Here is a 22,032-nt window from a genome sequence, read left to right on the forward strand (position 1 = left end):
CTTCGCCAGCGTCTTGAACAGCGACGCCATGCCCGGACACTGCGAACCCGGTTCCGCCGCGATCCACAAGCCTACCTGGCCCAACTGGAACAGACTGCCTGCCAGCCGACTTTGCCGGCCTAGTTTTTTTTGTGGCGTCCCCGGGCAGGCCCCCCGACGCGGCTTTGGCGCGTCCCTGCCTGTCCGGCCCTGCGGCGGGGCGCAGCGCCACTGGCGAAACACCTCCCCCTGCAGCCGCGGCGGTGTCCCAGGCTGCGGGCCGCATCAGCAGCTTGTGCCTGGCATCCAAGAGGGGCAGTTCCGTTGCGCCCGACAGGGCACGGTCCTGTATGGCGCCGGCGGCACCATCTTCATCTTGGCGCCCTGCAGGATCAGGCTGGGGCGGCCGGGCCCTTCCAGAGTCGCGTGGCGAACCGGGGCGGGCGGATCGCTCGGGCGATGGAAATGCGCGAGGCGCTGTGCTGGCAGTCGCCTCGCGGCAGGGGCGGCGCTGGTGGCGGCCCCTACTTCTCCTTCTCGACCGTCTTCAGCGTGTCGAGCAGCTTCTGCGTCGCCGTCGCCTTGTCCGTCCGGTCCAGCGCGCCGACCTCGGCCGCCAGGCGGTCCAGGGCCAGTTCGTAGATCTGGCGCTCGGAGAAGGACTGGTCCGGCTGGCCCGCGTTGCGGTGCAGGTCCCGCACCACCTCGGCAATGGCGATCGGATCGCCGGAGTTGATCTTCTGCTCGTATTCCTGGGCGCGCCGGGACCACATGGTGCGCTTGATGCGCGCGCGGCCACGCAGCGTGTCCATCGCCTCGCCCATGACCTTGTCGGAGGCGAGCTTGCGCAGGCCCGAGGAGGCCGCCTTGGCCATCGGGACCTTCAGGGTCATGCGGTTCTCCTCGAAGGTGACGACGATCACCTTGAGGCTCTGGCCCGCGACCGGCACGTCCTCGATCCCCTGCACCTGGCCGACGCCGTGGGTGGGATAGACGACGAAATCGCCCGCCTTGAAGTCCTTCCCCGCATTGCCCAGCGGCTTGGGCGGCGGGGCCGGGCGCATGGGCGCCTGGATGATGGGCTCAGCGGCGGGCGGGGTTGGCGCGGACGCCTGGGATTCTGCCATTCCGGGATTTGCTCCGGCGCGCTCGGTGGCGCGTGCCTTATCGGTGGGGGCCTTTCCGGGGCTGTCGGTCTTGGCCGGCGCCTCGGGCTTGGCGGAAGGTGAGGGGCGCTCTGTGGCGGCCTTCGGGGTGGGGGCTCCGGCTTTCGCCGGCGCTTCGGGCTTCGCCGGTGCCTCGGCCTTCATGGGGGCCTCGGTCTTGCGGGCGGTGGACATGGGCTTGGCGGCCGCCTTGGGTGCCGGCTTCGCCTCGCCGGCCGGGGCGGTTGCCTTGCCCGCGGCCTTGCCGGGGGATGATGCAGGGGAGGCCTTGCTCCCGGCGGGTGCCTTCATCATGCTCTCCGCGATCCCTGCGGCGCCGCCGGCCCGGACCGGAGTGGCTCCGGCAAGGCTGTGCTGGGGCGCCAAGCCCCACGGGGGCGGGGCCCTTCATGCCATGCGGCGCGACCGCTCCCGCCACCGGCCGGAAAGGCGCGGCGGGAGGATGCTTCCGTTCCGCCGCAGGCCATATCACGAAAAGTCGATTCCGTCACGTTGCCCCGGGATGGACGCGCCTTCAGCGGGGAACGCGGTGCGGCGCCTCCGGTTGGCCCGGAGGCGAGAGAAGGAGCGCGCGATCAGGCTTCGCCGGGGGAGGGGTCGAACAGCGCCTTCTTCCCGGGCTTGCCATCCCATTCCTTGGCATCGGCCGGTGGTTCGCCCTTGCGGGCCATGTTCGGCCATTGCGCGGAATAGGTGCGGTTCAGCTCGGCCCAATCGGTCGCGCGGTCATCGCTGTCGGGGAAGATGGCCTCGGCCGGGCATTCCGGCTCGCAGACGCCGCAATCGATGCATTCGTCCGGATGGATCACCAGCATATTCGCGCCGACGTAGAAGCAGTCCACCGGACACACCTCGACGCAGTCCATGTACTTGCAGCGAATGCAGTTCTCGGTGACGACGTAGGTCACGATCAGCCCCTTCACGGCGCGGGCGAAAAAAGCCCCTCAGCGGGCCCAGATGGACTGAGCGGACGCGGCATGCAAGCCGGGGAATCGGCCGGGCAGGGCCGCGTGCCGTTCAGGCCGGCCCGGCGGAAGGCCCTTCCAGGTCCTCGTAGAGGCTGCGCGCCTCGGCCGGAGGACCGCGGCGCCCGGCCAGGGCGAGCACCCGCCATACCTTCACCACGCCCCGTTCCGGCCCCCCGACGGCGAGGGTCAGGATGTCGCCGGGGCGCAGCCGCGCATGGGGCTTGTCCACGGGCTGGCGGTTCAGCCGCACCGCCCCGCGCTCCACCAGCGCGGCGCAGGCCGAGCGCGTCTTGGACAGGCGCGCGCACCAGAGCCACTTGTCCAGCCGCTGCCAGTCCCGGTCCTCAGCCTCCGCCATCCGGTGGGATCAGGACTTGCCGAGCTTCAGCCTCGCCAGCACGGCGAAGGGGCTGTCCGGGTCCGGGCCCTTCCCGCGTGAGGGCTCGAAAACCGGGCGAGGGGTGGGGGGAGCGTCGTCGCGGCGATCGCGGCGGGGGCCATTGCCATAGCCGCCACCCGGGCCACGGCCACCATCGGCGCGCGGGCCATTGCGCGGGCCGCGATCCTCGCGGTTGCCCTGGCGATCGCCGCCGCGGTCACCACCCCTGTCGCCCTGGCGGTTGCCGCCGCGGTCACCGCCTCGGTCATTGGCCCGGTCATTGGCCCGGTCACCGCCAGAGCGGCCCTGCCGCTCGTCGCGTCGCGGGCCACGCGGGGGGCGGGCCTCGGTTGGTGCCTCGGCCGGTGCGGCGCTGCCCTCCGCGGGTGCGGCTTCCGCACCTTCCGGGGCCGCGGCACCGTCGGCCGGGGCCGCTTCGGCGTTCTTCCGCGCCGGGCCGGCATCGCGCCGGGGGCGGTTGCGGTCACGCTCGCGGCGTTCCTGCCCGCCGCGCTGGCGCTGCTGGTCCTCGCGCCGGGCGGCGACCATCTGGGGCGCGGGCGGGCCGAAGGCGTCCTCGGCCAGCGGCTCGGGCGCGACGAGGCGGAAGCCCAGGGCGTTCAGTACGGCCGGCAGGGTGTCAGCCTTGGCGCCGAGGCGGCTGGCGACATCCACGGGCAGGGCGGCGGGGGCGCGGCGGGTGAGGTGGCCCAGCTCGCCGGCGATGCGCTCGGCCACGTCCAGCCGCACCAGGGCGGGGCCAGCCTGGACCCAGCCCATCGTGGCGCCGAAGCCGCGCGGCCAGTCGCGCGGCGGGGTGATGGAGACAAGGCCGCCGCCGGGCAGGTCCGGCACGGCGGAATTGGCCTTCAGCGCCCAGAGCTGTGCGCGCAGCGCCATGGGGCGCGGCTTCAGCATCTCCGGGATATACAGGGCGAAGCGGCCGGCACGGACGCCGATGGCCTTCAGCTTCGCCCGGAGCTCCGGGGTGATCTCGCGCTCGGTTCCGCCGGGCAGCAGGCCCAGGAACTCGCGCAGGCGGAAGAGATGGCCACGCAGTTCCGCATCCTCCGCAGCCTTGGCCTCGGCCTCGATCAGCGGCGCGAAGTCGCGCGCGACCAGGGCGTCGAACCAGGCAGCGAGCTTGGCGCGGATGCGCTCCCGGTCGGCGCCGTCCACGAACTCGGAGTCAATCGGCTCGATGACCGGCTTTTCCGGCGTGGTGCCGGGCTTGAGCTTGGCGACCTCATGCGCCTCGCTGTCGCCCTCGGTCTTCCAGGCGATGCGCTGGAACTTGGTAAGGGAGAAGGCATCGTCCGGCGCGGCCTCGATCGCGGCCACCCGGCGCGGCATTTCCTCGCGCAGCGCCCGGCGGGCAGCGCGGAGCATCACCCGGCGCTCCTCCTCGTCCTCGGCGTCGGCCGCGGTCTCGAAAAGGAAGCCCTTCACCTGGCCGACCACATGGCCCTCGACCGTGACCTCCCCGTTCCGCGCGACGGCCGAAAGGAGTGTCTCCTCCCCCTCGTCGAGCTTGCGGATGAGGTGGGCCGCGCGGCGGTCCACGAAGCGGGCGGTCAGGCGTTCGTGCAGCGCGTCGGAGACATGGTCTTCGGCGGCGCGGGCGGCCTCCTGCATGGCGGTTGCGTCCTTCAGCCAGTCGGAGCGGGCGGCGACATAAGTCCAGGTGCGGATGCCGGCAAGCCGGGCCATCAGCGTGTCGAGATCACCCTCGGTGTTATCGAGATAGCGGATCTGGGAGGTGACCCAGTCCTCGGGCAGCCTGCCATCCTCTGCGAGATGCCGGAAGACACGCGCGCAGAAACGTGTGTGACTCTCATCGGCCAGCTTCCGGAAATCCGGGATCTGGCAGGTTTCCCAGAGAAGGCGCACCCGGGCGCGCCCCTGGGCCAGCCTGCGGATGTCCTGGTCGCGCGAGAGGTGCTCAAGGGCGATGTGGTCGGTCGCGTCATTGCCGCGGGCCAGGCCCTGGAAGGGCGGCGGGCGGGCAAGGCTGTCGAGCAGCGCATCCACGCTGGAGAGGTCGAGGTCGCTGTTGCGCCAGGCCAGGGTGGTCAGCGGCTCGAAGTGGTGGCCTTCGATCTTCTGCACGAAGTCGTCCGCCAGGGGCGGGCAATCCGCCGTGACGCCGAAGGTGCCGTCGCGCATGCCGCGGCCCGCGCGGCCGGCGATCTGCGCGGCTTCCTGCGGGGTGAGAAGGCGGGGGCGGTGGCCGTCGAACTTCTGCAGCCCGGCGAAGGCGACATGGTCCACATCCATGTTCAGCCCCATGCCGATGGCATCGGTCGCGACGAGGAAGTCCACCTCGCGGTTCTGGTACATCTCCACCTGCGCGTTGCGCGTGCGGGGGGAGAGGCGGCCCATCACCACGGCGCAGCCGCCGCGCCGGCGGCGAATGGCCTCGGCGATGGCATAGACCTCACCGGCGGAGAAGGCGACGACGGCGCTGCGGGGCGGCAGGCGGGTGAGGCGGGCCGGCCCGGCATAGGTGAGCTGGGAGAGCCGCGGGCGGCTCTCGACCTCGGCCTGGGGGACCAGGCGCTGCAGCAGGGGGCGGATGGTCTCGGCGCCCAGGAACATGGTCTCGACCAGGCCGCGGGCGTTCAGCAGCCGGTCGGTGAAGACATGGCCCCGGTCGGGATCGGCGCAGAGCTGGATCTCGTCCACGGCCACGAACTCGACCCGCCGGTCCAGCGGCATCGCCTCCACCGTGCAGGCGAACCACTTCGCCCCGGGCGGGAGGATTTTCTCCTCACCGGTGATGAGGGCGACGTTCTTCTCGCCCTTGGCGGCAACCATGCGGTCGTAGTTCTCGCGGGCCAGGAGGCGCAGCGGGAAGCCGATGATGCCGCTGGAATGGGCCAGCAGGCGGGTGATGGCCAGATGGGTCTTGCCGGTGTTGGTGGGGCCGAGAACGGCCTTCACCCGGGAGGCAAACATCTGGCGGTCGGAGACGGGGCTCATCTGCGGGAACGTGTGGCGCTCCCGGGCGGGCTTGGCAAGCGCATAGGCAGCGAAGAGGGTGTGCCGGCCCATGCCCTTGCCAGATTCCGCGGCCCACGCCGCGCCGCCGCCCGCCCCACCGCCTGCCGCACCCCTGGCCCGCTTCGCCTTTCTCCTGGCCGCCAGCTTCCTGGGGGTGGGGGTGAGCATGCCCTTCCTGCCGCCCTTCCTGGCGGGAAAGGGGCTGGGGGCGGAGGCGGTGGCGCAGGTTCTGTTCGCGGGCTCGCTGATCCGCTTCTTCGTCAGCCCCGCCCTGGGCCGGCTCGCGGACCGGATCGGGGATGGGCGCCTGGTGATGATCCCCTGCGCGGCCCTTGCCGCGCTGGCCGCGCCCCTTTTCCTGCCCGCCGAGGGCTTCTGGGCGGTGCTCGGCGTGCAGCTTCTCTTCGCGGCGGCGATGTCCCCGCTCAGCCCGGTGGGGGAGGCGATGGCGCTGGCCGCCACGCGCCGGGCGGGGGTGGATTACGGGCCGGTGCGCGCGGCCGGATCGGCCGCCTTCATCCTGGGCGCGGTGGGGGCGGGGGGCATGGCGGCCTGGGCGGGCTATGCCGCCGTGCCCTGGCTGCTCGGCGGATCCTATGCCGCCGCCGTGCTGGCCGCCTGGGTGCTGCCCCGGCCCGAGCGGGCGCCGCCCCGGCCGGCCGGGGCGGGCGGGCTGCGCGGGCCCTTCGCCCTGCACCTGCTGCGGCGGCCGGGCTTCGGGCGGCTGGTCGCGATCAGCGCGCTGGTCCAGGGCTCCCATGCCGCCTGCTACGGCTTCTCCTCCATCCATTGGGCCAGGGCGGGGCATTCTGCGGAGACGATCGGGCTGCTCTGGGCCGAGGGGGTGCTGGCGGAGGTGCTGCTCTTCCTCTGGGCCAGGCGCCTCCTGGGCGGGATGAGCCCGCGCGCGCTGATGCTCCTGGCCGCGGGCACGGGCATCCTGCGCTGGGTGGGCATGGCGCTGACCACCGAGATCTGGGCCCTGGTGCCCTTGCAGGCCCTGCATGCGGTGACCTTCGGTGCGCAATACATGGGGGCGATGCGCTGGCTCTCGGCCAACCCGCCCCCGGGCGAGGCCCTGGCCGCGCAGAGCCTGCATGCGGCGCTGGGCACCACCGGGGCGCAGGCCATGTGCATGCTGGCCTCCGGGTGGCTCTACGCGCGCGCCGGTGGCGCTGCCTTCCTGGCGATGGCGGTGCTGTGCCTCCTGGCCTTGCCCGTAGCCTGGCGGTGGCGGGCCGGGCGATGAGGCGCGGCGGCCCGGGCTTCCGGTGACTGCCTTTCCAGTGCAAGGGATATGCGGCGTTCCAGACCCATGAACGTTACACCTCGCGCTGAGGAGGATTTCGGCCAGCCATGATGATCGCCGGGACGCATGACAGCGCTTTGATGGTGCTTTCCATCCTGATCGCGATGGCCGCGTCCTACACCGCGCTGGACCTTGCGAGCCGGACCCGGGCCTCCACGGGGCTCGCACGGAAGGCTTGGCTGGGCACCTCGGCGGTGGCCATGGGCGGCGGCATCTGGGCCATGCATTTCGTCGGCATGCTGGCCTTCAGCGTGCCCGGGATGGAGGTGAGCTACGATCTCGGCCTCACCCTGCTCTCCCTCGCACTGGCCATCGGCGCGACGGGGCTGAGCTTCATGCTGGTCAGCCGGGCGGAAGGCTCGCTGCCCCTGCTGCTGGCGAGCGGGCTGCTGATGGGGCTGGGCATCGTGGCCATGCATTACGTGGGCATGGCGGCCATGAAGATGCCGGCCGATCTCCGCCATGCACGCCTCTGGGTGGCCGTGGCCGTGCTGATCGCGATCGGGGCTGCGACGGTCGCCCTCTGGCTCTCCGTGCAGGTCAGCCGCATGCCGATGCGGGCCTGCGCGGCAGTGGTGATGGGTTTCGCTGTATCCGGCATGCACTATGCCGGCATGCAGGGTGCCGCCTTCACGGCGCATTCGAATGTGGACGCGGCGCATGGCTGGAGCAGCCTGAACCAGGTGACGCTGGCCCTGGCGGTCGCGACCTCCACCTTCCTGATCCTCTTCCTGAGCCTGGTCGCGGCCATGTTCGACCGGCGCTTCGCCTTGCTCGCCGAGCGGGAGGCGGTGGCGCTGCGCGAGAGCCGGGAGCGCTTCCGCGCCCTTTACCAGCGCACGCCGCTTCCCCTGCATTCCCTGGACGCCGAAGGGCGGATCGAGGACGTGACCGAGGCCTGGCTCGGCCTGATGGGCTATGGGCGGGATGAGGTGGTGGGGCGCCCCCTGATCAACTTCATGACCGAGGCCTCCGCCCGGCAGTTCATGCACCAGGACTGGCCGGCCCTGCTGAAGGCCGGCGAGCTGCGGGAGGTGGAGTACCGTGTGGTGACCCGGGCCGGCGACTTCCGGGACGTGCTGGCCTCCGCCCGGGTGGAACGGGCCGAGGAGGGCGGGCTGCTGCGCGTGCTGGGCGGCCTGGCCGACGTCACCGAGCGCCGGCGCACCGAGGAAGCCCTGCGCCAGTCCCAGAAGATCGAGTCTATCGGCCAGCTCACGGGCGGCGTGGCGCATGACTTCAACAATCTCCTGGCCGTGGTGATGGGCAATCTGGAGCTGCTCCGGAAGCGCCTGCCGGAAGACCCGAAGGCGGCGGCGCTGCTGGAGAATGCGCTGCAGGGGGTAAGGCGCGGCGCGAGCCTGACACAGCGGTTGCTGGCCTTCGCCCGCAAGCAGAACCTGACGCCGAGCGCGGTGGATGTTCCGGACCTCGTGCGCGGCATGGCGGAGATGCTTCGCCGCTCGATCGGGCCGATGGTGCGCATCGACACGCATTTCCCCCTGGAACTGCCGCCGGCCCATGTGGATGCGAACCAGCTGGAGCTGGCCGTGCTGAACCTGGCGGTGAACGCGCGGGATGCGATGCCGGAAGGAGGCACGCTGACCATCTCGGCCGATCAGGCGGAGCTTGCGCCGGGCGCGTCCGAGGGATTGAAGCCCGGCCGCTACGTGCTGCTCTCCGTCACGGATACGGGCATGGGCATGGATGCCGCGACCCTGGCCCGTGCTGCCGAGCCCTTCTTCACCACCAAGGGGATCGGGAAGGGCACGGGGCTGGGCCTTCCCATGGCGCAAGGGTTGGCGGCGCAATCCGGCGGCCGCCTGCTGCTGCGGAGCGAGCTCGGGCGCGGCACGACCTGCGAGATCTGGCTCCCCGCCGCCGAGCCCGAGCCGAGGGGCGAGGCGGCTGTGTCGGCACCGCCCGTGCCGGCTCCGCCCACGCCCCTTTCGATTCTGGTGGTGGATGACGACGCGCTGGTTCTCGCGAACAGCGTCGCGATGCTCGAGGATCTGGGGCATCGCGTGGTGCCGGCATCCTCCGGGGCCGAAGCCCTGGCCCAGCTGGGTGCGGGGCATGACTTCGACCTTGTGGTGACGGACCAGGTGATGCCGGGAATAACAGGCATGCAGCTGGTCGCCGCGCTGAGGACGCTTCACCCGGGCATGCCCGTGCTTCTGGTCAGCGGCTATGCCGACCTGCCGGCCGAGGCGCAGGGGCATGTATTGCGGTTGGGCAAGCCCTTCGACCAGGCCGCGCTCGCGCAGGCTGTGGCCGCCGCGACGCAACCCACGGGCGCTCGCATCATCGCGCTGGACGAACGGCGGATCACCGGGCCCAGGGCTGGCTAGACAACGCGACCACGTGCTGTTCAGGGATCATGCCGGCCTGGCCTCAGGGCCGGCGCGGCATTTCCCCAGGCGCCAGGCCGCTCAGCGCCATTCCGCCCCGTCCCAGTGATGGGAGGTCCAGCGCGCGCGGCCATTCTCCACCACCACGCGGTTATAGGCATTGGCCTCTCCCCGCAGGCGGGTCGAGATGGCGGAGCCGGCCTGGAGGATGGTGAGGTTGTTGCCCTCTTCGGCGGTGATCCGGTGGATGTTGTGATAGCCGATATGGAGATGGCCGGAGAGCACGAGCCGCACGCCCCCGCGGGCGAGGTTGCGCAGCGCACGCTCCCCCCGCGCGACCACCGGCGTGCCGGGCTGCTCCGGCGGGGCGAGGAAGGGATGATGGGCGACTACGATCCGGTAGCGCCCATCATCCATCCGCCGCAGCCGCCGCAGCAGGCGCAGCAGCCCCGCGCGGGGCACCTTCCCGTTTTCCCATTGCAGGTGGAGCCCGCCGCGGGAAACCGTGTTCAGGCCGATGACCTGGATTTCCTCATCCTCGAAGAACGGCTCCGTCTCGGGGTCGATCAGGGCCTGCCAGCGGCCGAAAGGATCCAGGAAGCGTTCCCAGGGATAATAGGCGGTGATGTCGTGGTTCCCCGGCACGGCCATCCAGGGCGGGTTCAGCCCATCCAGGAAGGCGCGCGCGGCCCGGTATTCATGGCGGCGGGCACGCATCGTCAGGTCGCCCGAGATGACGACGAGATGCGCCGGATCCTCGTTCAGCCGCGTGAGCAGCGCATCGGCCGCACGCTGGTCCACGCGGCAGAAATGCAGATCCGAAATATGATCGATGACCCTCATGCCGCGGCCACCGCAGGTGGTCCGTCCGCGGCCACCGCAGGTGGTTCCGGTGTCGCTGATGGGGAAAGTTGGGCGCTCGCCATCGTATCGGCCTCCCTCGGCGGGGCCAGCACGCGGAGCGCGCGGGGCCGCAGCCTGTATTCCAGCGGGGTGCGGAGGATCGAACCCTCCCCGTCATTCATCACCAGCAGCCGGGAGCGCCGGGAATGGATGGTGAAGGCGGGGCTGGTGAGGATGTTGATGTCGCGGGAGCGTTTCCAGCTGCCAAGCGCCATGGCGATCAGCATCCGCGCGGTCCAACCGACCGAGAAGTTCCGGCTGACATAGAGGGAGAGGGTGCCGCCATCGAGGCGCGCGCGGTGGAACATCAGCCCCGTTCCCTCCTCGTAGCCGTTGTTCACGATGGACATGGCGCGGGTCCAGAGCCGCCAGGGCTTCCGCCAGCCCGGAGCCATCACGGCCAGCCGCATGGGGCGCTGGCGCAGCAGGGCGCGAATGACGGCCAGCACCACGCGTATCACCGCATGCAGCCCGCTCTTGCGGCGGAAACGCTGGCGTGTGCGGCCGAGCGTGTTGGGCAGGCCGATGACGGACTGGCAGGTGAAGAGCTGCCCGTTCACCTCGCCCAGGTCGATGCTGGCCGGGCGGGCGCGGGAAAGCGCCTGTGCGGCCTCCAGCGGATCGAGTGGCATGCCGAGGTCGCGGGCCAGGAGATTCAGCGTGCCCAGGGGCAGGATGGCGAGGATGCGCTCCGTGCCCGCCAGCCGGGCGGCCACGCTGCGGATCGTGCCATCCCCGCCGCCGACGATGACGATGGGAGCGCCCGTTGCCAGGGCAGCCTCGAACTGGCCGTCGATGTCCGGGGCCGCCGCCTCGGGGATCACGGTCAGGTCGAAGCCACCTTCGCGAAGCGCCGCCTCGATGAGGCCGGGCAGCTCCGGACGGCCGGACAGGGTGCCGGCGCGGCGATTCATCACCAGGACGGCCCGCATCATGGGCTGCCGATCATCCGACACAGGATCCCCCGCTTCCGGCGGGCGAACGCCAGGGGATGCGGCCCGGTTGCGAAAAGGGGCGCGGACCTCTCGGCCCGCGCCCCTTTCCCTTGCCCGAAGGGGATGCCGCGGATCAGGCCGCGACCGACACCCCGGCCATGGAGCGCAGCACGTAGTGAAGGATGCCGCCCTGCTTGTAGTACTCGACCTCGTCCGCCGTATCGACGCGGCACTGGACCTGGGTGCGGGTCTCGGTGCCGTCCGCGCGGTGGATGACGATGTCGAGCAGCATGCGGGGCTTCAGGTTCTCAAGCCCGAGGATGTCCACGGTCTCGTCGCCCTTGAGGTTGAGGGTGTTGCGGTCCTCGCCCGGCTTGAAGACCAGCGGCAGCACGCCCATGCCCACAAGGTTCGAACGGTGGATGCGCTCGAAGCTCTCGGCGATCACGGCCTTCACGCCCAGCAGCATCGTGCCCTTCGCCGCCCAGTCGCGGGAGGAGCCGGTGCCGTATTCCTTGCCGCCGAAGATCACCAGCGGCACGCCCTCGGCCTTGTACTTCATGGCCGCGTCATAGATCGGCATCACATCCCCCGAGGGGAAGTGCTTGGTGATGCCACCCTCGATGCCCGGAACCAGCTCGTTCTTGATGCGGATATTGGCGAAGGTGCCGCGCATCATGACCTCATGGTTCCCGCGGCGGGCGCCATAGGAGTTGAAGTCGTTCTGCCGGACCTGGTGCTCCAGCAGGTACTCGCCGGCGGGCGAGGCCTTCTTGATCGAGCCGGCCGGGGAGATGTGGTCGGTCGTGATGCTGTCGCCCAGCTCCGCCAGGATGCGCGCGCCATGCACCGAGCCGACCGGCGCGGGCTCGGGCGAGATCTCCTCGAAATAGGGCGGGTTCTGGACATAGGTGGAGCCGGAGTTCCAGCGATAGGTGTCCGTGCCGGCCTCGATGTTGATGCCCTGCCAGTGCTCGTCGCCCTTGAAGACATCGGCGTAGCGGGACTGGAACATCTGGCGCGTCAGCACCTCGTGGACGACCGCGTTGATCTCCTCCTGCGCCGGCCACACGTCCTTCAGGTAGACGGGCTGGCCATCGCTGCCCGTGCCCAGCGGCTCGGTCGTAATGTCCTTGGTGATGGTGCCGGCCAGGGAGTAGGCGACCACCAGCGGCGGGGAGGCGAGGTAGTTGGCGCGCACATTCGGGTGCACGCGGCCCTCGAAGTTGCGGTTGCCCGAGAGCACCGAGGCGGCGACCAGCTTCTCGTTCTCGATCGCGTCCACGATGGCGTCCGGCAGCGGGCCGGAATTGCCGATGCAGGTGGTGCAGCCATAGCCGACGGTCTGGAAGCCCAGCGCGTCCAGGTCCGCCTGCAGGCCGGAGGCGTTCAGGTAGTCCGTCACCACCTGCGACCCGGGGGCGAGGGAGGTCTTCACCCAGGGCTTCGGCGTCAGGCCCTTGGCCCGCGCCTTGCGCGCCACGAGGCCGGCAGCCACGAGCACATAGGGGTTGGAGGTGTTGGTGCAGGAGGTGATGGCGGCGATCACCACGTCGCCATGGCCGAGGTCATGGTTGGCGCCCTCCACCGGCACGCGCGAGCCGAGCGGCGGCGCGCCGGGAACGGCGAGGTTCGGCAGCTCCTTGGCGAAGGAGGTGGCGATGTCGGTCAGCACCACCTTGTCCTGCGGGCGCTTCGGGCCGGCCATGGAGGGGACGACGGTGGAGAGGTCGAGCTCCAGCGTGTCGGTGAAGACCGGGTCGGGCGTCGTGTCGTCGCGCCACATGCCCTGGGCCTTGGAGATCTCGCGCACCAGGTTGATGCGGTGCTCGTCGCGGCCGGAGAGGCGGAGATAGCCGAGGGTGGCCTCGTCCACCGGGAAGAAGCCGCAGGTGGCGCCGTATTCCGGGGCCATGTTGCCGATGGTGGCGCGGTCCGCCACGGGCAGGTTGGTGAGGCCGGCGCCGTAGAACTCGACGAACTTGCCGACCACGCCCTTCTTGCGGAGCATCTGGGTGACGGTCAGCACGAGGTCGGTCGCGGTCACGCCTTCCTTCAGCTTGCCCACCAGCTTGAAGCCGATCACGTCCGGGATGAGCATGGCGATGGGCTGGCCGAGCATGGCGGCCTCGGCCTCGATCCCGCCCACGCCCCAGCCGAGCACGCCCAGGCCGTTCACCATGGTGGTGTGGCTGTCCGTACCGTAGCAGCTATCCGGATAGGCATAGACGTCGCCGGCATCGGTGTCGGTCCAGACGACCTGCGCCAGGTATTCCAGGTTCACCTGGTGGCAGATGCCGGTGCCGGGGGGCACAACGCGGAAGTTGTTGAAGGCGCCCTGGCCCCAGCGAAGGAACTCATAGCGCTCGCCGTTGCGCTGGTACTCGAACTCCACGTTCTTCTGCATGGCATCCGGCGTGCCGGAGACATCCACCATCACGGAGTGGTCGATCACGAGGTCCACGGGGACCAGCGGGTTCACCTTCTGCGGGTCGCCGCCCAGCTTCAGCATGCCGTCGCGCATCGCGGCCAGGTCCACCACGGCGGGGACGCCGGTGAAGTCCTGCATCAGGATGCGCGCGGGGCGGAACGGCACCTCCTTTTCGGACTGGCCCTTCTCCAGCCAGCCGGCGATCGCCTTAGCGTCATCCACCTTGTAAGAGCGGCCGTTCTCGAAGCGCAGGATGTGCTCGAGCAGCACCTTCAGGCTGTTCGGCAGGCGGGCGACATCGACGCCCAGCGCCTTCGCTGCCTCGGGGATGGAGAAGTAGTGGTAGGTCTTCCCGTCGACCGAGAGGCTGCGCTTGGACTTCAGGGTATCCTGGCCGTACTTGCTCATGCGTCGCAATTCCCCGCGCGTTCTTGAAATTCAGGCCAGCTTGAAGCATGGCGGGGGTTTCCGGTCCAGGGGCCGGGCCGTCCTCCGGAGGTCTTGAAACGCGTGCTGGCGGCAGAGGATTTGGCCGCGCGGCGCGGCGGGCGGGTGGTCTTCGCGGGGCTCTCCCTGCAGGCCGCGCCGGGCGAGGCGCTGCTTCTTCTCGGCCCCAACGGGGCGGGGAAATCCACCCTGCTCCGGGTTCTGGCCGGGCTGCTGCGCCCCGCCGCCGGGCGCGTGGCCTGGGATGGCGAGGACGTGGCGCTGGATGCGGCCGCGCATGGGGCCCGCACGCGCTATCTGGGCCACCAGGACGCGATCAAGCCGGCCCTGACCCCGCGCGAGGATCTCGGCTTCTGGGCGCGGCTGCGCGGCGGCGATCCGGATGCGGCGCTGGCGGCACTGGGGCTCTCCGCCCTCGCGGGGCTGCCATGCCGCACCCTTTCGGCCGGGCAGCGCCGCCGCCTGGCCCTGGCGCGGCTGGCGCTGGGGGACGCGCCGCTCTGGCTGCTGGACGAACCGACCCTCGGCCTCGACTCGGTCTCGGTCGGCCGGCTCGGCGCCCTGCTGGCGGGTCACCGTGCCCGGGGCGGGATCGTGCTGGCGGCCACGCATCTGCCGCTGCCCCTGCCGGGCGCGCGGGAGCTGGGGCTGTGATCGCCGTGTTCCTGCGGGAGATCCGCCTGGCGCTGCGCCACCCGGCCGAAGCGCTGGCGGCGGTGCTGTTCTTCATCATCGTCTGCGCGCTGTTTCCCTTCGGCGTGGGGCCTTCGCCGGATGCGCTGGCCCGGCTGGCGCCGGGGGCGCTGGTGACGGCGGCGCTGCTGGCCGCGCTGCTTCCGCTGGACCGGCTCTTCGCCGGGGAGGCGGAGGACGGTTCGCTGGACCTGCTGCTCACCACCGGCCTGCCGCCCGCCCTGCTGGCCGCCGCGAAGGCCGCCGCGCACTGGACGGTGACCGGCCTTCCCCTGCTGCTGGCCACGCCGGTTTCCGCCGCCCTGCTGGCCTTGCCGGTGGAGGGCTGGGGGGTGGCCATCCTGGCCCTGGCGCTGGGCTCCGCCATCCTGTCCCTTCTGGGCACGCTTGGGGCGGCGCTCACCCTGGGTGCGCGCCGCGGGGGCGTGCTGCTGCCGCTGCTGGTGCTGCCCCTGGCCGTGCCGGTGGTGATCTTCGCCGCCGGGGCCATCGAGGCGGCGGCGGGAGGCGGGGAAGCCCGGCCTTTCCTGCTCCTGCTCGGGGCCTTCCTGGCCGGGGCACTGCCCCTGGCGCCCCTCGCGGCCGGGGCGGCGCTTCGGGAGGGTTGAATCAAACCCGGTTTTGCGGCGTTCAATAGGTATGGCCTTCAAGGGAAAGCCGCCCGGCTCCGGCTCGGGCGAGATGTCGCGCCGGACGGTCGCGTTGCGCCCGGCCATCGCCCTGCCGCCGCGGCAGCGGGACGAGGCACGGCGGCTGCGCCGCGCCGGGCATGAGCCTGCCTTCATCGCCGAGACCATCGGCGCGCCGCTGGAGGAGGTGGAGAAAGCCCTCGTCCAGATGCGGATGCCGCGGCCGGAGACCACGCGGGGCACGCTGAACGTGACGCTCGCCGCCCATGCGCTGGTGATGAAGGAGCGGCAGGGAAACGAGCCGCTCTGGCAGACCATGGACCGGCTGCTGGACGAGCTTCTGCGCCTCCGTGCCGCCGAGGCTGCGCGGGCCAGGCGGCGGCATGCGGAAGCCGGGGGGCTGCCGCTTTTCCCGGAGACCTGACGGCCAGAGGGCTGCCGGTGCAGAATGGGGGCATGCGACTGCCCCGTGCCCAGCTTGCCGCGCTGCTGCTCTGCCTTTTTGCCAGCCCCGTCCTGGCGCAGCCGGCGCCATCCCGTGGCGCCGCGCGGAGCCAGCCCGAGGCCGCGCAGCGCCCGGCAGCCCGGCCCGCGCCCGCCGCGCCGCGGCGATCAGCCCTGCGGCCGGGGCCCGCCGAACAGCCTTCCGCCAGACCGCGCGCCACTGCCGGGCGTCCTGGTGCCCAGCCCTCCCGGGAGCAGCCATCCGGCGCCCGGCGCCCTGGCAGCCAGGACCGGGCAAGCCGCGCGGCACCTCAACGGCCGGCCAAGCGCCCGGATTCCGCGGCACGCTCCGGCGGCACGGCGCCTCGCCTTGCCCGTCCGGCAGCCCGGGAGCGCGCCCCGGCGCGACCCACCGAGAGGCCGGCAGCCCGGCCCGTGCCGCGGGCCACGCCGGCGCCCGTGCCCGCTGCCGCAGCGGCCTCGGGGCTGCTGGCGGCGCAATCCGCCCTGCCGGAGGAACGGCGCGAGCGGCGCCCCCTGGCCGGACCCTTCCTGCCCGCGCCCGCCGCTTCGGGCGAGGCGGCACGCTGCGAGGAGCGGCTCCGCCCGCTGCGGAACCTGGAGGGCTTCGGATATTACCTGGATCCGGCCTTCTCGCGCCCTGATGCCAGGCGGCTGGCCATGGACCTCGAAGCGGCGAAGCCGCTGCGGGAGTGGCTGGCCCAGGTGCAAGGCGCCCTTGCCCGCCATCGGAAGGGAGAGGCGGGCGCCGCGGCCTGTGCTCTTGCCGCGATGGATCACTGGGCGCGGAACGACGCGCTGCTCGGTGCCGTCAACCTCCAGGGCAACTATCACCGGGCCTGGGCGCTGGCGGGTGCCTCGCTGAGCTTCCTGGCGCTGCGGGAAGCGCCGGGGCTGGAGCCGCCGCGGCTGCGGCGTGTCTCCGAATGGCTGGCCGCTGTGGCACGGCAGGTGCGGCCGCGCCATGACCGCCCCTCCGAGGCCCTGATCAGCGATGTGCGGAACAACCAGGCCGCCTGGGCCGGGTTGGCGGTGGCCGCGGCGGGCGTGGCCGCGGGGGACCGCGCGCTGCTGGATTGGGGCGTGGAGCGGCTGCGAAACCAGCTCGTCCAGGTTGATGAGCGCGGGGCGCTGCCGCAGGAACTGCGCCGGGGAGCCATGGCGCTGCACTACCACCTCTTTGCCCTGGATGCCGTGGCGGCGCTGGAGCGGCTGGCGGCGGTGAACGGGATCACGCTGAGCGAGGAGGAGCGCGCGGCCTATCGGCGTCTCCGCGATTTCTCGGCCGCCGCCGCGCGGGAGCCGGAGCGGATGCAGGCCCTGGCGGGGGTTCCGCAGGCGGATCCCTTCCTCGGCCCGGAGGAGCAGCCGCTGTCCCGCGCGGCCGGGCTGGAGATTTCCCTCGTGGTCATGCCCGACCCCGCGCTGGATGCGGCGCTGGCACCCTTCCGCCCCTATGTTTCGGCCTGGCTGGGCGGGGCGGTGACGGGGTGGTGGAAGCCCGACCCGGCGCCGATGGCCGGTGATGCCGCGGGGGGCGCGCCCGTTCCGCCTCAGCCCGCCGCGGCCGAGCCTCCCGCCGCAGGGGCGCTCCCGGCACCGGCAGCGGAACCGCCTGCCATTCCGGTGGCGGTGCCGCCCGCTACTCCGCCTTCTGCGGACGCCCCATCAGCTGCTCCACCGCTTCCCGCACCGTAAGCTCGTCTTGCAGCACGGCGGCGACGGCGGCGCAGACGGGCATCTCCACCCCGGCCTTCCCGGCGCGGGCAAGCAGGGCCGGGGCGGTGGCCGCGCCTTCGGCGACCGAGTTGCGGGAGGCGAGCACATCCTCCATGCGCTCCCCCCGCCCGATGGCGAGGCCGAGGGAGAAGTTGCGGCTGGTCGGGCCGGCGCAGGTGAGCATCAGGTCGCCCAGGCCGGAAAGCCCGGCCACCGTATCCGCACGCGCCCCCAGCGCGACCGCGAGGCGCGCGATCTCGGCCAGGGCCCTGGTGACGATGGCGGCGCGCGCATTCTCGCCCAGCCCGGCCCCGATCGCCGCCCCGGCGGCGATGGCCGCCACGTTCTTCGCCGCCCCCGCCACCTGCACGCCCAGCGGATCCGCCCCGGCATAGAGGCGGAGATGGGCAGAGCCGAGCCGCTCCGTCGCCTCCGCCCGCAGGTCCGGATCAGTGCTGGCGAGCACGGCGGCGGCGGGGAGGCCTTGCGCCACCTCATGGGCGAAATTCGGGCCGGAGATGATGGCGGCGGGCAGGCCGGGATGGGTTTCTGCCAGGATCTCCAGCGGGAAGCGCAGCGTGGCCGCCTCCACCCCCTTCGCAGCGATGATGCAGGGCGGCAGTGGCGGCAGGTCGTCCAGGACGGCGCCGAGAAACTGGGTGGGCACGGCAAGGATGGCCAGCCGGGCCCCGCACAGGGCCTGCTCGGCATCCGCGGTGACCAGCAACTCGTCGGGGAGCGGGGAATCGGGAAGGTGGCGGGCATTCACCCGCATGGCGCGCATCACAAGGGCGCGGGAGGGCTCCCGGGCCCAGAGGGCGACGTCCCCCCCGGCGCGCAGGGCCTGGATGGCCAGCGCGGTGCCCCAGGCCCCGGCGCCGATCACCGCGACCTTCCCCCCTGAACTCATTCCGGCACGATCTCCGTCACGGCCCAACCGCCGCCCCTTTCGCCATCGTAAAGCCGGGCATGAAGGGCGGCCAGGAGGGCGCGCGCGGTTTCGGCGAAGCCGAAAGGCGGGTTCGCCACCGCCAGGCCGCAGCCATTCAGGCGGGTGGGATCGGTGGGCTCGCGCAGCCAGATCTCGCAGGCGATCACGTCCCGCTGGCCGGAGGCGACGATGGCGTCGTGGAAGGCACGGACGGGGGCGCGGTGCTTCACCGGGTACCAGGCGGCCTGGATGGCCGGGCGGAAGCGCCGGGCAAGGGCGGCCATGCCCGCGGCCAGGCGGTCGAACTCGCCTTCCTGCTCGAAGGGCGGATCCATCAGCACCAGGCCGCGGCGCTCGGGGAAGGGGGTGAGGGCGGCCAGCGCTTCGTAGGCGTCGCGCCGGTGGACCGAGACCTGGGGATCGCCGCGGAAGGCGGCGCGCAGGGTGGCGGCGTCCTCCGGGTGCAGCTCGCAGAGGGCGAGGTGATCCCCGGGGCGCAGCATGGCGCGGACCAGGGCCGGGCTGCCGGGATAGATGCCCCGGGGGAAAGAGCGGACGAGTTCCAGCCAGGGCATCAGCGGGCCGTCCTGCAGTGTCTCCAGCCGGCCGATGCCGTCCCGCCACTCGCCCGTGCGCCGGGCTTCCTCGGATTGCAGGTTGTAGAAGCCGATCCCGGCATGGGTATCCAGCACGCGGAAGGGGGTGGGCTTGCGCAGCAGCGCCGCCACTAGGGCATGGACCAGGGCGTGCTTCATGCAATCCGCGAAATTCGCGGCGTGGAAGGCGTGTCGATAGTTCATGGGCGGCAGTTCATGCGGGGGGTGTCAGCTCATCCAGCGGCCAGCGCGGGCGGGGGGCGTGGTTCCAGGGATTGGTCATTCCGGCACGCAGCCGTTCGATCCCGGCCCAGGCGACCATGACGGCATTGTCCGTGCAGAGGCGGATGGGCGGCGCCACCAGCGGCAGGCCGGCCGTTTCCGCCACGCGGGCGAGGGCGGCGCGGATGGCCGAATTGGCCGCCACGCCGCCCGAGACGACGAGGGCGGTGACGCCCGGCGCCATGCGCAGGGCATGGCGCGCGCGGTCCGCCACCACCGCCGCCACCGAAGCCTGGAAGGCCGCGGCGACATCGGCATGGGCATGGCCCTTCGCCACGGCCTGGGCCACGGCGGTCTTCAGGCCGGAGAAGGAGAAGTCGCAGCCCTCACGGCCGAGCAGCGGGCGGGGGAGGGGCACCTTCGCGGCGTCGCCCTGCTGCGCCAGCCGCTCCAGATGCGGGCCGCCGGGCCAGGGCAGGCCAAGGAGCTTGGCGGATTTGTCGAAAGCCTCGCCCACCGCATCGTCCAGCGTGGTGCCGAGGCGGCGGTAGCGGCCCAGCCCTTCCACCGCCACGCATTGGCAATGCCCGCCCGAAAGCAGGAGCAGGAGATAGGGAAAGCTTGCCCCCTCCGGCAGCAGCCCGGGCAGGCGGGGGGTGAGGGCATGGGCCTCCAGATGGTTCACCGCCACGAAAGGCAGGGAATGAGCCATGGCCATGCCCTTGCCGTAGCTGGCGCCCACGATCAGCCCGCCGATCAGCCCGGGGCCGGAGGTGGCGGCCACGCCGCCCAGCTCGCCCGGCGTCAGGCTGGCCCGCTCCATCACCCCGGCCACCAGGCCGGGCAGGTGGGAGAGATGGGCGCGCGCCGCCAGTTCCGGCACCACGCCGCCGAAGCGCCTGTGGTCCTCGATCTGGCTGAAGACGGACTCCGCCAGGATGGTGCCGTCGGGCGCCAGGATGGCGGCCGCCGTCTCGTCGCAACTGCTCTCGATGCCGAGGACCGGCCCGCGCGGGTCCATGTTCCATGCCCTTCCATCTGCGCGGCGCGTCAATAGAGCATTTTTCCGGAAGAGGAGATTCGCGCGGCGGGCGTTTCCGGCGCTCGCCGATCTGCTCTATGACGCCGCCATGTCGACTGCCCAGCCCGCCCATCCGGGCGCCCAGCCCCAGGCGGGGGCCTCCAAGGTCCGTCCCCACATGCGCTCGCTGCCCCTTCGCGTGGGCACGCGCGGCTCGCCGCTCGCCCTGTGGCAGACCCGGACCTTCCTCGACGTGGTGCTGCATTTCTGCCCGGTGCTGCGCAACGCCCAGGCCTTCGAGGAGCATGTGATCCAGACCTCGGGCGACAAGATCCAGGACCGGCGCCTGGCGGATGTCGGCGGCAAGGGACTCTTCGCCAAGGAGATCCACGAGGCGCTGCTGGACCGGCGGATCGACTTCGCCGTGCACAGCCTGAAGGACCTGGAGACGGAAATGCCCCCGGGCGTGGTGCTGGCCTGCACCATGAAGCGGGAGGACAGCCGCGACGTGCTGATCCCCGGCCCGGGCATGGGCGCGCTGGACCCGGCGGACCCGATCGGCAGCATTCCCGCGGGCGTTCGGCTGGGCACGGCCAGCCTGAGGCGCCAGGCGCAGATCCTCCATGCGCGGCCTGACATCCAGGTGGGCATGATCCGCGGCAATGTGCAGACCCGCCTGCGCAAGCTGGCGGATGGCGAGGCGGACGCCACCATGCTGGCCCTGGCCGGGCTGAAGCGGATGGAGCTTTCGCCCGAGGGGATGGTGGTGCTGGACCCCGAGGCGATGGTGCCGGCGGCGGGGCAGGGCATTGTCGGCGTGACCGTGCGCGCGGAGGACACGGAACTGCATGAGCTGCTGGCCGGCATCGAGGACCGCGAGGCCCGTGCCGTCTCCCGCGCCGAGCGGGCGCTGCTGGCATCGCTGGATGGTTCCTGCCGCACGCCGATCGGCGGCCATGCGCGGCTGCTGCCGGATGGGCGCCTGCACCTCACGGGACTCGTGGCCCGGCCGGACGGGTCCTTCCTGCTGAAGCGCAGCCTGCATGGCGGCGTCTCGGACGCCGAGGCGCTGGGCGAGGAGCTTGGCCGGAGCCTGCGGGCGGACAGCCCGGCCGATATTTTTGGCTGATCGCGGGGGCGCGTCGCGCCCGGCCTGCCTGATCACGCGGCCCGAGCCGGGGGCTGCGGCCACTGCCGCCCGCGTGGCGGCGCTGGGCTGGCGCCCCGTGCTGGCCCCGGCCCTGCGCCTCGCGCCGCTTTCCCTGGCGCCCATGCCCGAAGCGCGGGCGCTCCTCCTGCCGAGTGCGGCCGCGCTTCCCGCGCTCCGCGGCGTCCTCCCTCCCTCCCTCCCGGTCCTGGCGGTCGGCGCGGGGACGGCGGCGGCGGCGCAGGGGGCGGGCTTCACTCGCGTGGTCGCCGCCGAAGGCGACGCGGCCTCCCTCGCGGTGCTGGCGGCAGCAAGCCTCGATCCGCGGGAAGGGCCGGTGCTGCTCGCGACGGGCCAGGGCTACGGGGATGAGCTGGCGGCTGAGCTGGAACGGCGCGGCTTCTCCGTGATCCGGCGGGAGACCTATGCCGCCACCGAAGTGGCGGAGCTGCCCCCGTTGGCCCGTGACGCCCTGCGGGCCGGGCAGGTGCGCGCCGCCCTGTTCCTTTCCCCACGCAGCGCCCGCTCCACCCTTGCCCAGCTGCGCGCATCAGGCCTGACGGCGGCGGCAACCGGCATCCGCGCGGTGGCGTTGAGCGCCCGCGTGGCAGAGGCGCTGTCCACCTCCCCGGAAGGGTTTTCCGCGCCGATCACCTGGGGGGGGCTGGACGTGGCACCGAGACCGGATCAGGACGCCCTGCTGGCATTGCTCGGCCATGCCCCCTAAGCCTTGCGTGC

At 72.1% G+C, this 22,032-nt stretch carries 18 protein-coding genes; 8 read left to right on the forward strand and 10 right to left on the reverse strand.

Annotated elements, in window-relative coordinates; genetic code table 11:
- Nucleotides 1-503: 503 nt before the first annotated feature.
- The 4 genes from J8J14_RS25175 to J8J14_RS20535 form a co-directional block, all read right to left on the reverse strand.
- Nucleotides 504-1,439: a CarD family transcriptional regulator gene (locus J8J14_RS25175; RefSeq protein ID WP_245216023.1), complete on the reverse strand. Its 936-nt coding sequence runs from the start codon at nucleotides 1,437-1,439 to the stop codon at nucleotides 504-506.
- 281 nt (nucleotides 1,440-1,720) lie between these two features.
- A complete protein-coding gene (fdxA, locus tag J8J14_RS20525; RefSeq protein ID WP_209381468.1) occupies nucleotides 1,721-2,053 on the reverse strand; it encodes a ferredoxin FdxA in 333 nt (110 codons plus the stop codon).
- A 109-nt stretch (nucleotides 2,054-2,162) separates the two neighbouring features.
- The gene (locus J8J14_RS20530; RefSeq protein WP_209381426.1) at nucleotides 2,163-2,471 is read right to left on the reverse strand and encodes an RNA-binding S4 domain-containing protein; all 309 of its coding nucleotides are present in this window, start codon (nucleotides 2,469-2,471) and stop codon (nucleotides 2,163-2,165) included.
- A 9-nt stretch (nucleotides 2,472-2,480) separates the two neighbouring features.
- Nucleotides 2,481-5,546 carry a helicase-related protein gene (locus J8J14_RS20535; protein WP_245216024.1) on the reverse strand — a complete coding sequence of 1,022 codons (3,066 nt, stop codon included), beginning with the start codon at nucleotides 5,544-5,546 and terminating at the stop codon, nucleotides 2,481-2,483.
- Between the two features lie 4 nt (nucleotides 5,547-5,550).
- Between J8J14_RS20535 and J8J14_RS20540 the strand changes: the two genes are divergently transcribed.
- The gene (locus J8J14_RS20540; RefSeq protein WP_209381427.1) at nucleotides 5,551-6,744 is read left to right on the forward strand and encodes an MFS transporter; all 1,194 of its coding nucleotides are present in this window, start codon (nucleotides 5,551-5,553) and stop codon (nucleotides 6,742-6,744) included.
- A 107-nt stretch (nucleotides 6,745-6,851) separates the two neighbouring features.
- Nucleotides 6,852-9,155 carry an MHYT domain-containing protein gene (locus J8J14_RS20545; protein ID WP_209381428.1) on the forward strand — a complete coding sequence of 768 codons (2,304 nt, stop codon included), beginning with the start codon at nucleotides 6,852-6,854 and terminating at the stop codon, nucleotides 9,153-9,155.
- An 81-nt stretch (nucleotides 9,156-9,236) separates the two neighbouring features.
- Here the strand turns inward: J8J14_RS20545 and J8J14_RS20550 are convergent, their stop codons facing one another.
- The 3 genes from J8J14_RS20550 to acnA all read right to left on the reverse strand — a co-directional run bounded on the left by J8J14_RS20550 (nucleotide 9,237) and on the right by acnA (nucleotide 13,832).
- On the reverse strand, nucleotides 9,237-9,998 hold the full coding sequence (locus tag J8J14_RS20550) for a metallophosphoesterase family protein (protein ID WP_209381429.1): 762 nt from the start codon (nucleotides 9,996-9,998) through the stop codon (nucleotides 9,237-9,239).
- Nucleotides 9,995-10,993 carry a diacylglycerol/lipid kinase family protein gene (locus J8J14_RS20555; RefSeq protein ID WP_245216025.1) on the reverse strand — a complete coding sequence of 333 codons (999 nt, stop codon included), beginning with the start codon at nucleotides 10,991-10,993 and terminating at the stop codon, nucleotides 9,995-9,997. Before J8J14_RS20555 ends, J8J14_RS20550 begins: the two co-directional genes overlap by 4 nt.
- A gap of 133 nt (nucleotides 10,994-11,126) precedes the next feature.
- On the reverse strand, nucleotides 11,127-13,832 hold the full coding sequence (gene acnA, locus J8J14_RS20560; RefSeq protein WP_209381430.1) for an aconitate hydratase AcnA: 2,706 nt from the start codon (nucleotides 13,830-13,832) through the stop codon (nucleotides 11,127-11,129).
- A gap of 102 nt (nucleotides 13,833-13,934) precedes the next feature.
- On the opposite strand from acnA, the gene ccmA reads away from it, so the two are divergent.
- The 4 genes from ccmA to J8J14_RS20575 are packed head-to-tail and all read left to right on the forward strand — an operon-like array spanning nucleotide 13,935 to nucleotide 17,356.
- Nucleotides 13,935-14,525 (forward strand): heme ABC exporter ATP-binding protein CcmA, encoded by a 591-nt coding sequence (gene ccmA, locus J8J14_RS25180; RefSeq protein WP_342452501.1) that lies wholly within the window; start codon nucleotides 13,935-13,937, stop codon nucleotides 14,523-14,525.
- Nucleotides 14,522-15,172 (forward strand): heme exporter protein CcmB, encoded by a 651-nt coding sequence (ccmB, locus tag J8J14_RS20565; protein ID WP_342452502.1) that lies wholly within the window; start codon nucleotides 14,522-14,524, stop codon nucleotides 15,170-15,172. Before ccmA ends, ccmB begins: the two co-directional genes overlap by 4 nt.
- A gap of 31 nt (nucleotides 15,173-15,203) precedes the next feature.
- Nucleotides 15,204-15,617 carry a hypothetical protein gene (locus tag J8J14_RS20570; RefSeq protein WP_209381432.1) on the forward strand — a complete coding sequence of 138 codons (414 nt, stop codon included), beginning with the start codon at nucleotides 15,204-15,206 and terminating at the stop codon, nucleotides 15,615-15,617.
- A 32-nt stretch (nucleotides 15,618-15,649) separates the two neighbouring features.
- Nucleotides 15,650-17,356: an alginate lyase family protein gene (locus tag J8J14_RS20575; protein ID WP_209381433.1), complete on the forward strand. Its 1,707-nt coding sequence runs from the start codon at nucleotides 15,650-15,652 to the stop codon at nucleotides 17,354-17,356.
- Here J8J14_RS20575 and J8J14_RS20580 read toward each other — a convergent pair.
- The 3 genes from J8J14_RS20580 to tsaD are packed head-to-tail and all read right to left on the reverse strand — an operon-like array spanning nucleotide 17,301 to nucleotide 20,147.
- The gene (locus tag J8J14_RS20580; RefSeq protein WP_209381434.1) at nucleotides 17,301-18,287 is read right to left on the reverse strand and encodes an NAD(P)H-dependent glycerol-3-phosphate dehydrogenase; all 987 of its coding nucleotides are present in this window, start codon (nucleotides 18,285-18,287) and stop codon (nucleotides 17,301-17,303) included. The two genes, J8J14_RS20575 and J8J14_RS20580, sit on opposite strands and share 56 nt — an antisense overlap.
- Entirely contained in the window at nucleotides 18,284-19,108 is an 825-nt protein-coding gene (locus J8J14_RS20585) for a 23S rRNA (adenine(2030)-N(6))-methyltransferase RlmJ (protein ID WP_209381435.1), read from the reverse strand. The genes J8J14_RS20580 and J8J14_RS20585 overlap by 4 nt, the downstream gene beginning before the upstream one ends.
- A gap of 10 nt (nucleotides 19,109-19,118) precedes the next feature.
- Nucleotides 19,119-20,147, reverse strand: coding sequence for a tRNA (adenosine(37)-N6)-threonylcarbamoyltransferase complex transferase subunit TsaD (tsaD, locus tag J8J14_RS20590; RefSeq protein ID WP_209381436.1), 1,029 nt, complete (start codon nucleotides 20,145-20,147; stop codon nucleotides 19,119-19,121).
- Between the two features lie 109 nt (nucleotides 20,148-20,256).
- On the opposite strand from tsaD, the gene hemC reads away from it, so the two are divergent.
- Together hemC and J8J14_RS20600 are read left to right on the forward strand one after the other, a co-directional pair.
- Nucleotides 20,257-21,276, forward strand: coding sequence for a hydroxymethylbilane synthase (gene hemC, locus J8J14_RS20595; protein ID WP_209381437.1), 1,020 nt, complete (start codon nucleotides 20,257-20,259; stop codon nucleotides 21,274-21,276).
- The gene (locus J8J14_RS20600; RefSeq protein ID WP_209381438.1) at nucleotides 21,269-22,021 is read left to right on the forward strand and encodes a uroporphyrinogen-III synthase; all 753 of its coding nucleotides are present in this window, start codon (nucleotides 21,269-21,271) and stop codon (nucleotides 22,019-22,021) included. The genes hemC and J8J14_RS20600 overlap by 8 nt, the downstream gene beginning before the upstream one ends.
- Nucleotides 22,022-22,032 lie beyond the last annotated feature (11 nt).

The organism is Pararoseomonas baculiformis, assembly GCF_017813395.1.
GTDB classification, from domain to species: Bacteria; Pseudomonadota; Alphaproteobacteria; order Acetobacterales; family Acetobacteraceae; genus Roseomonas; species Roseomonas baculiformis.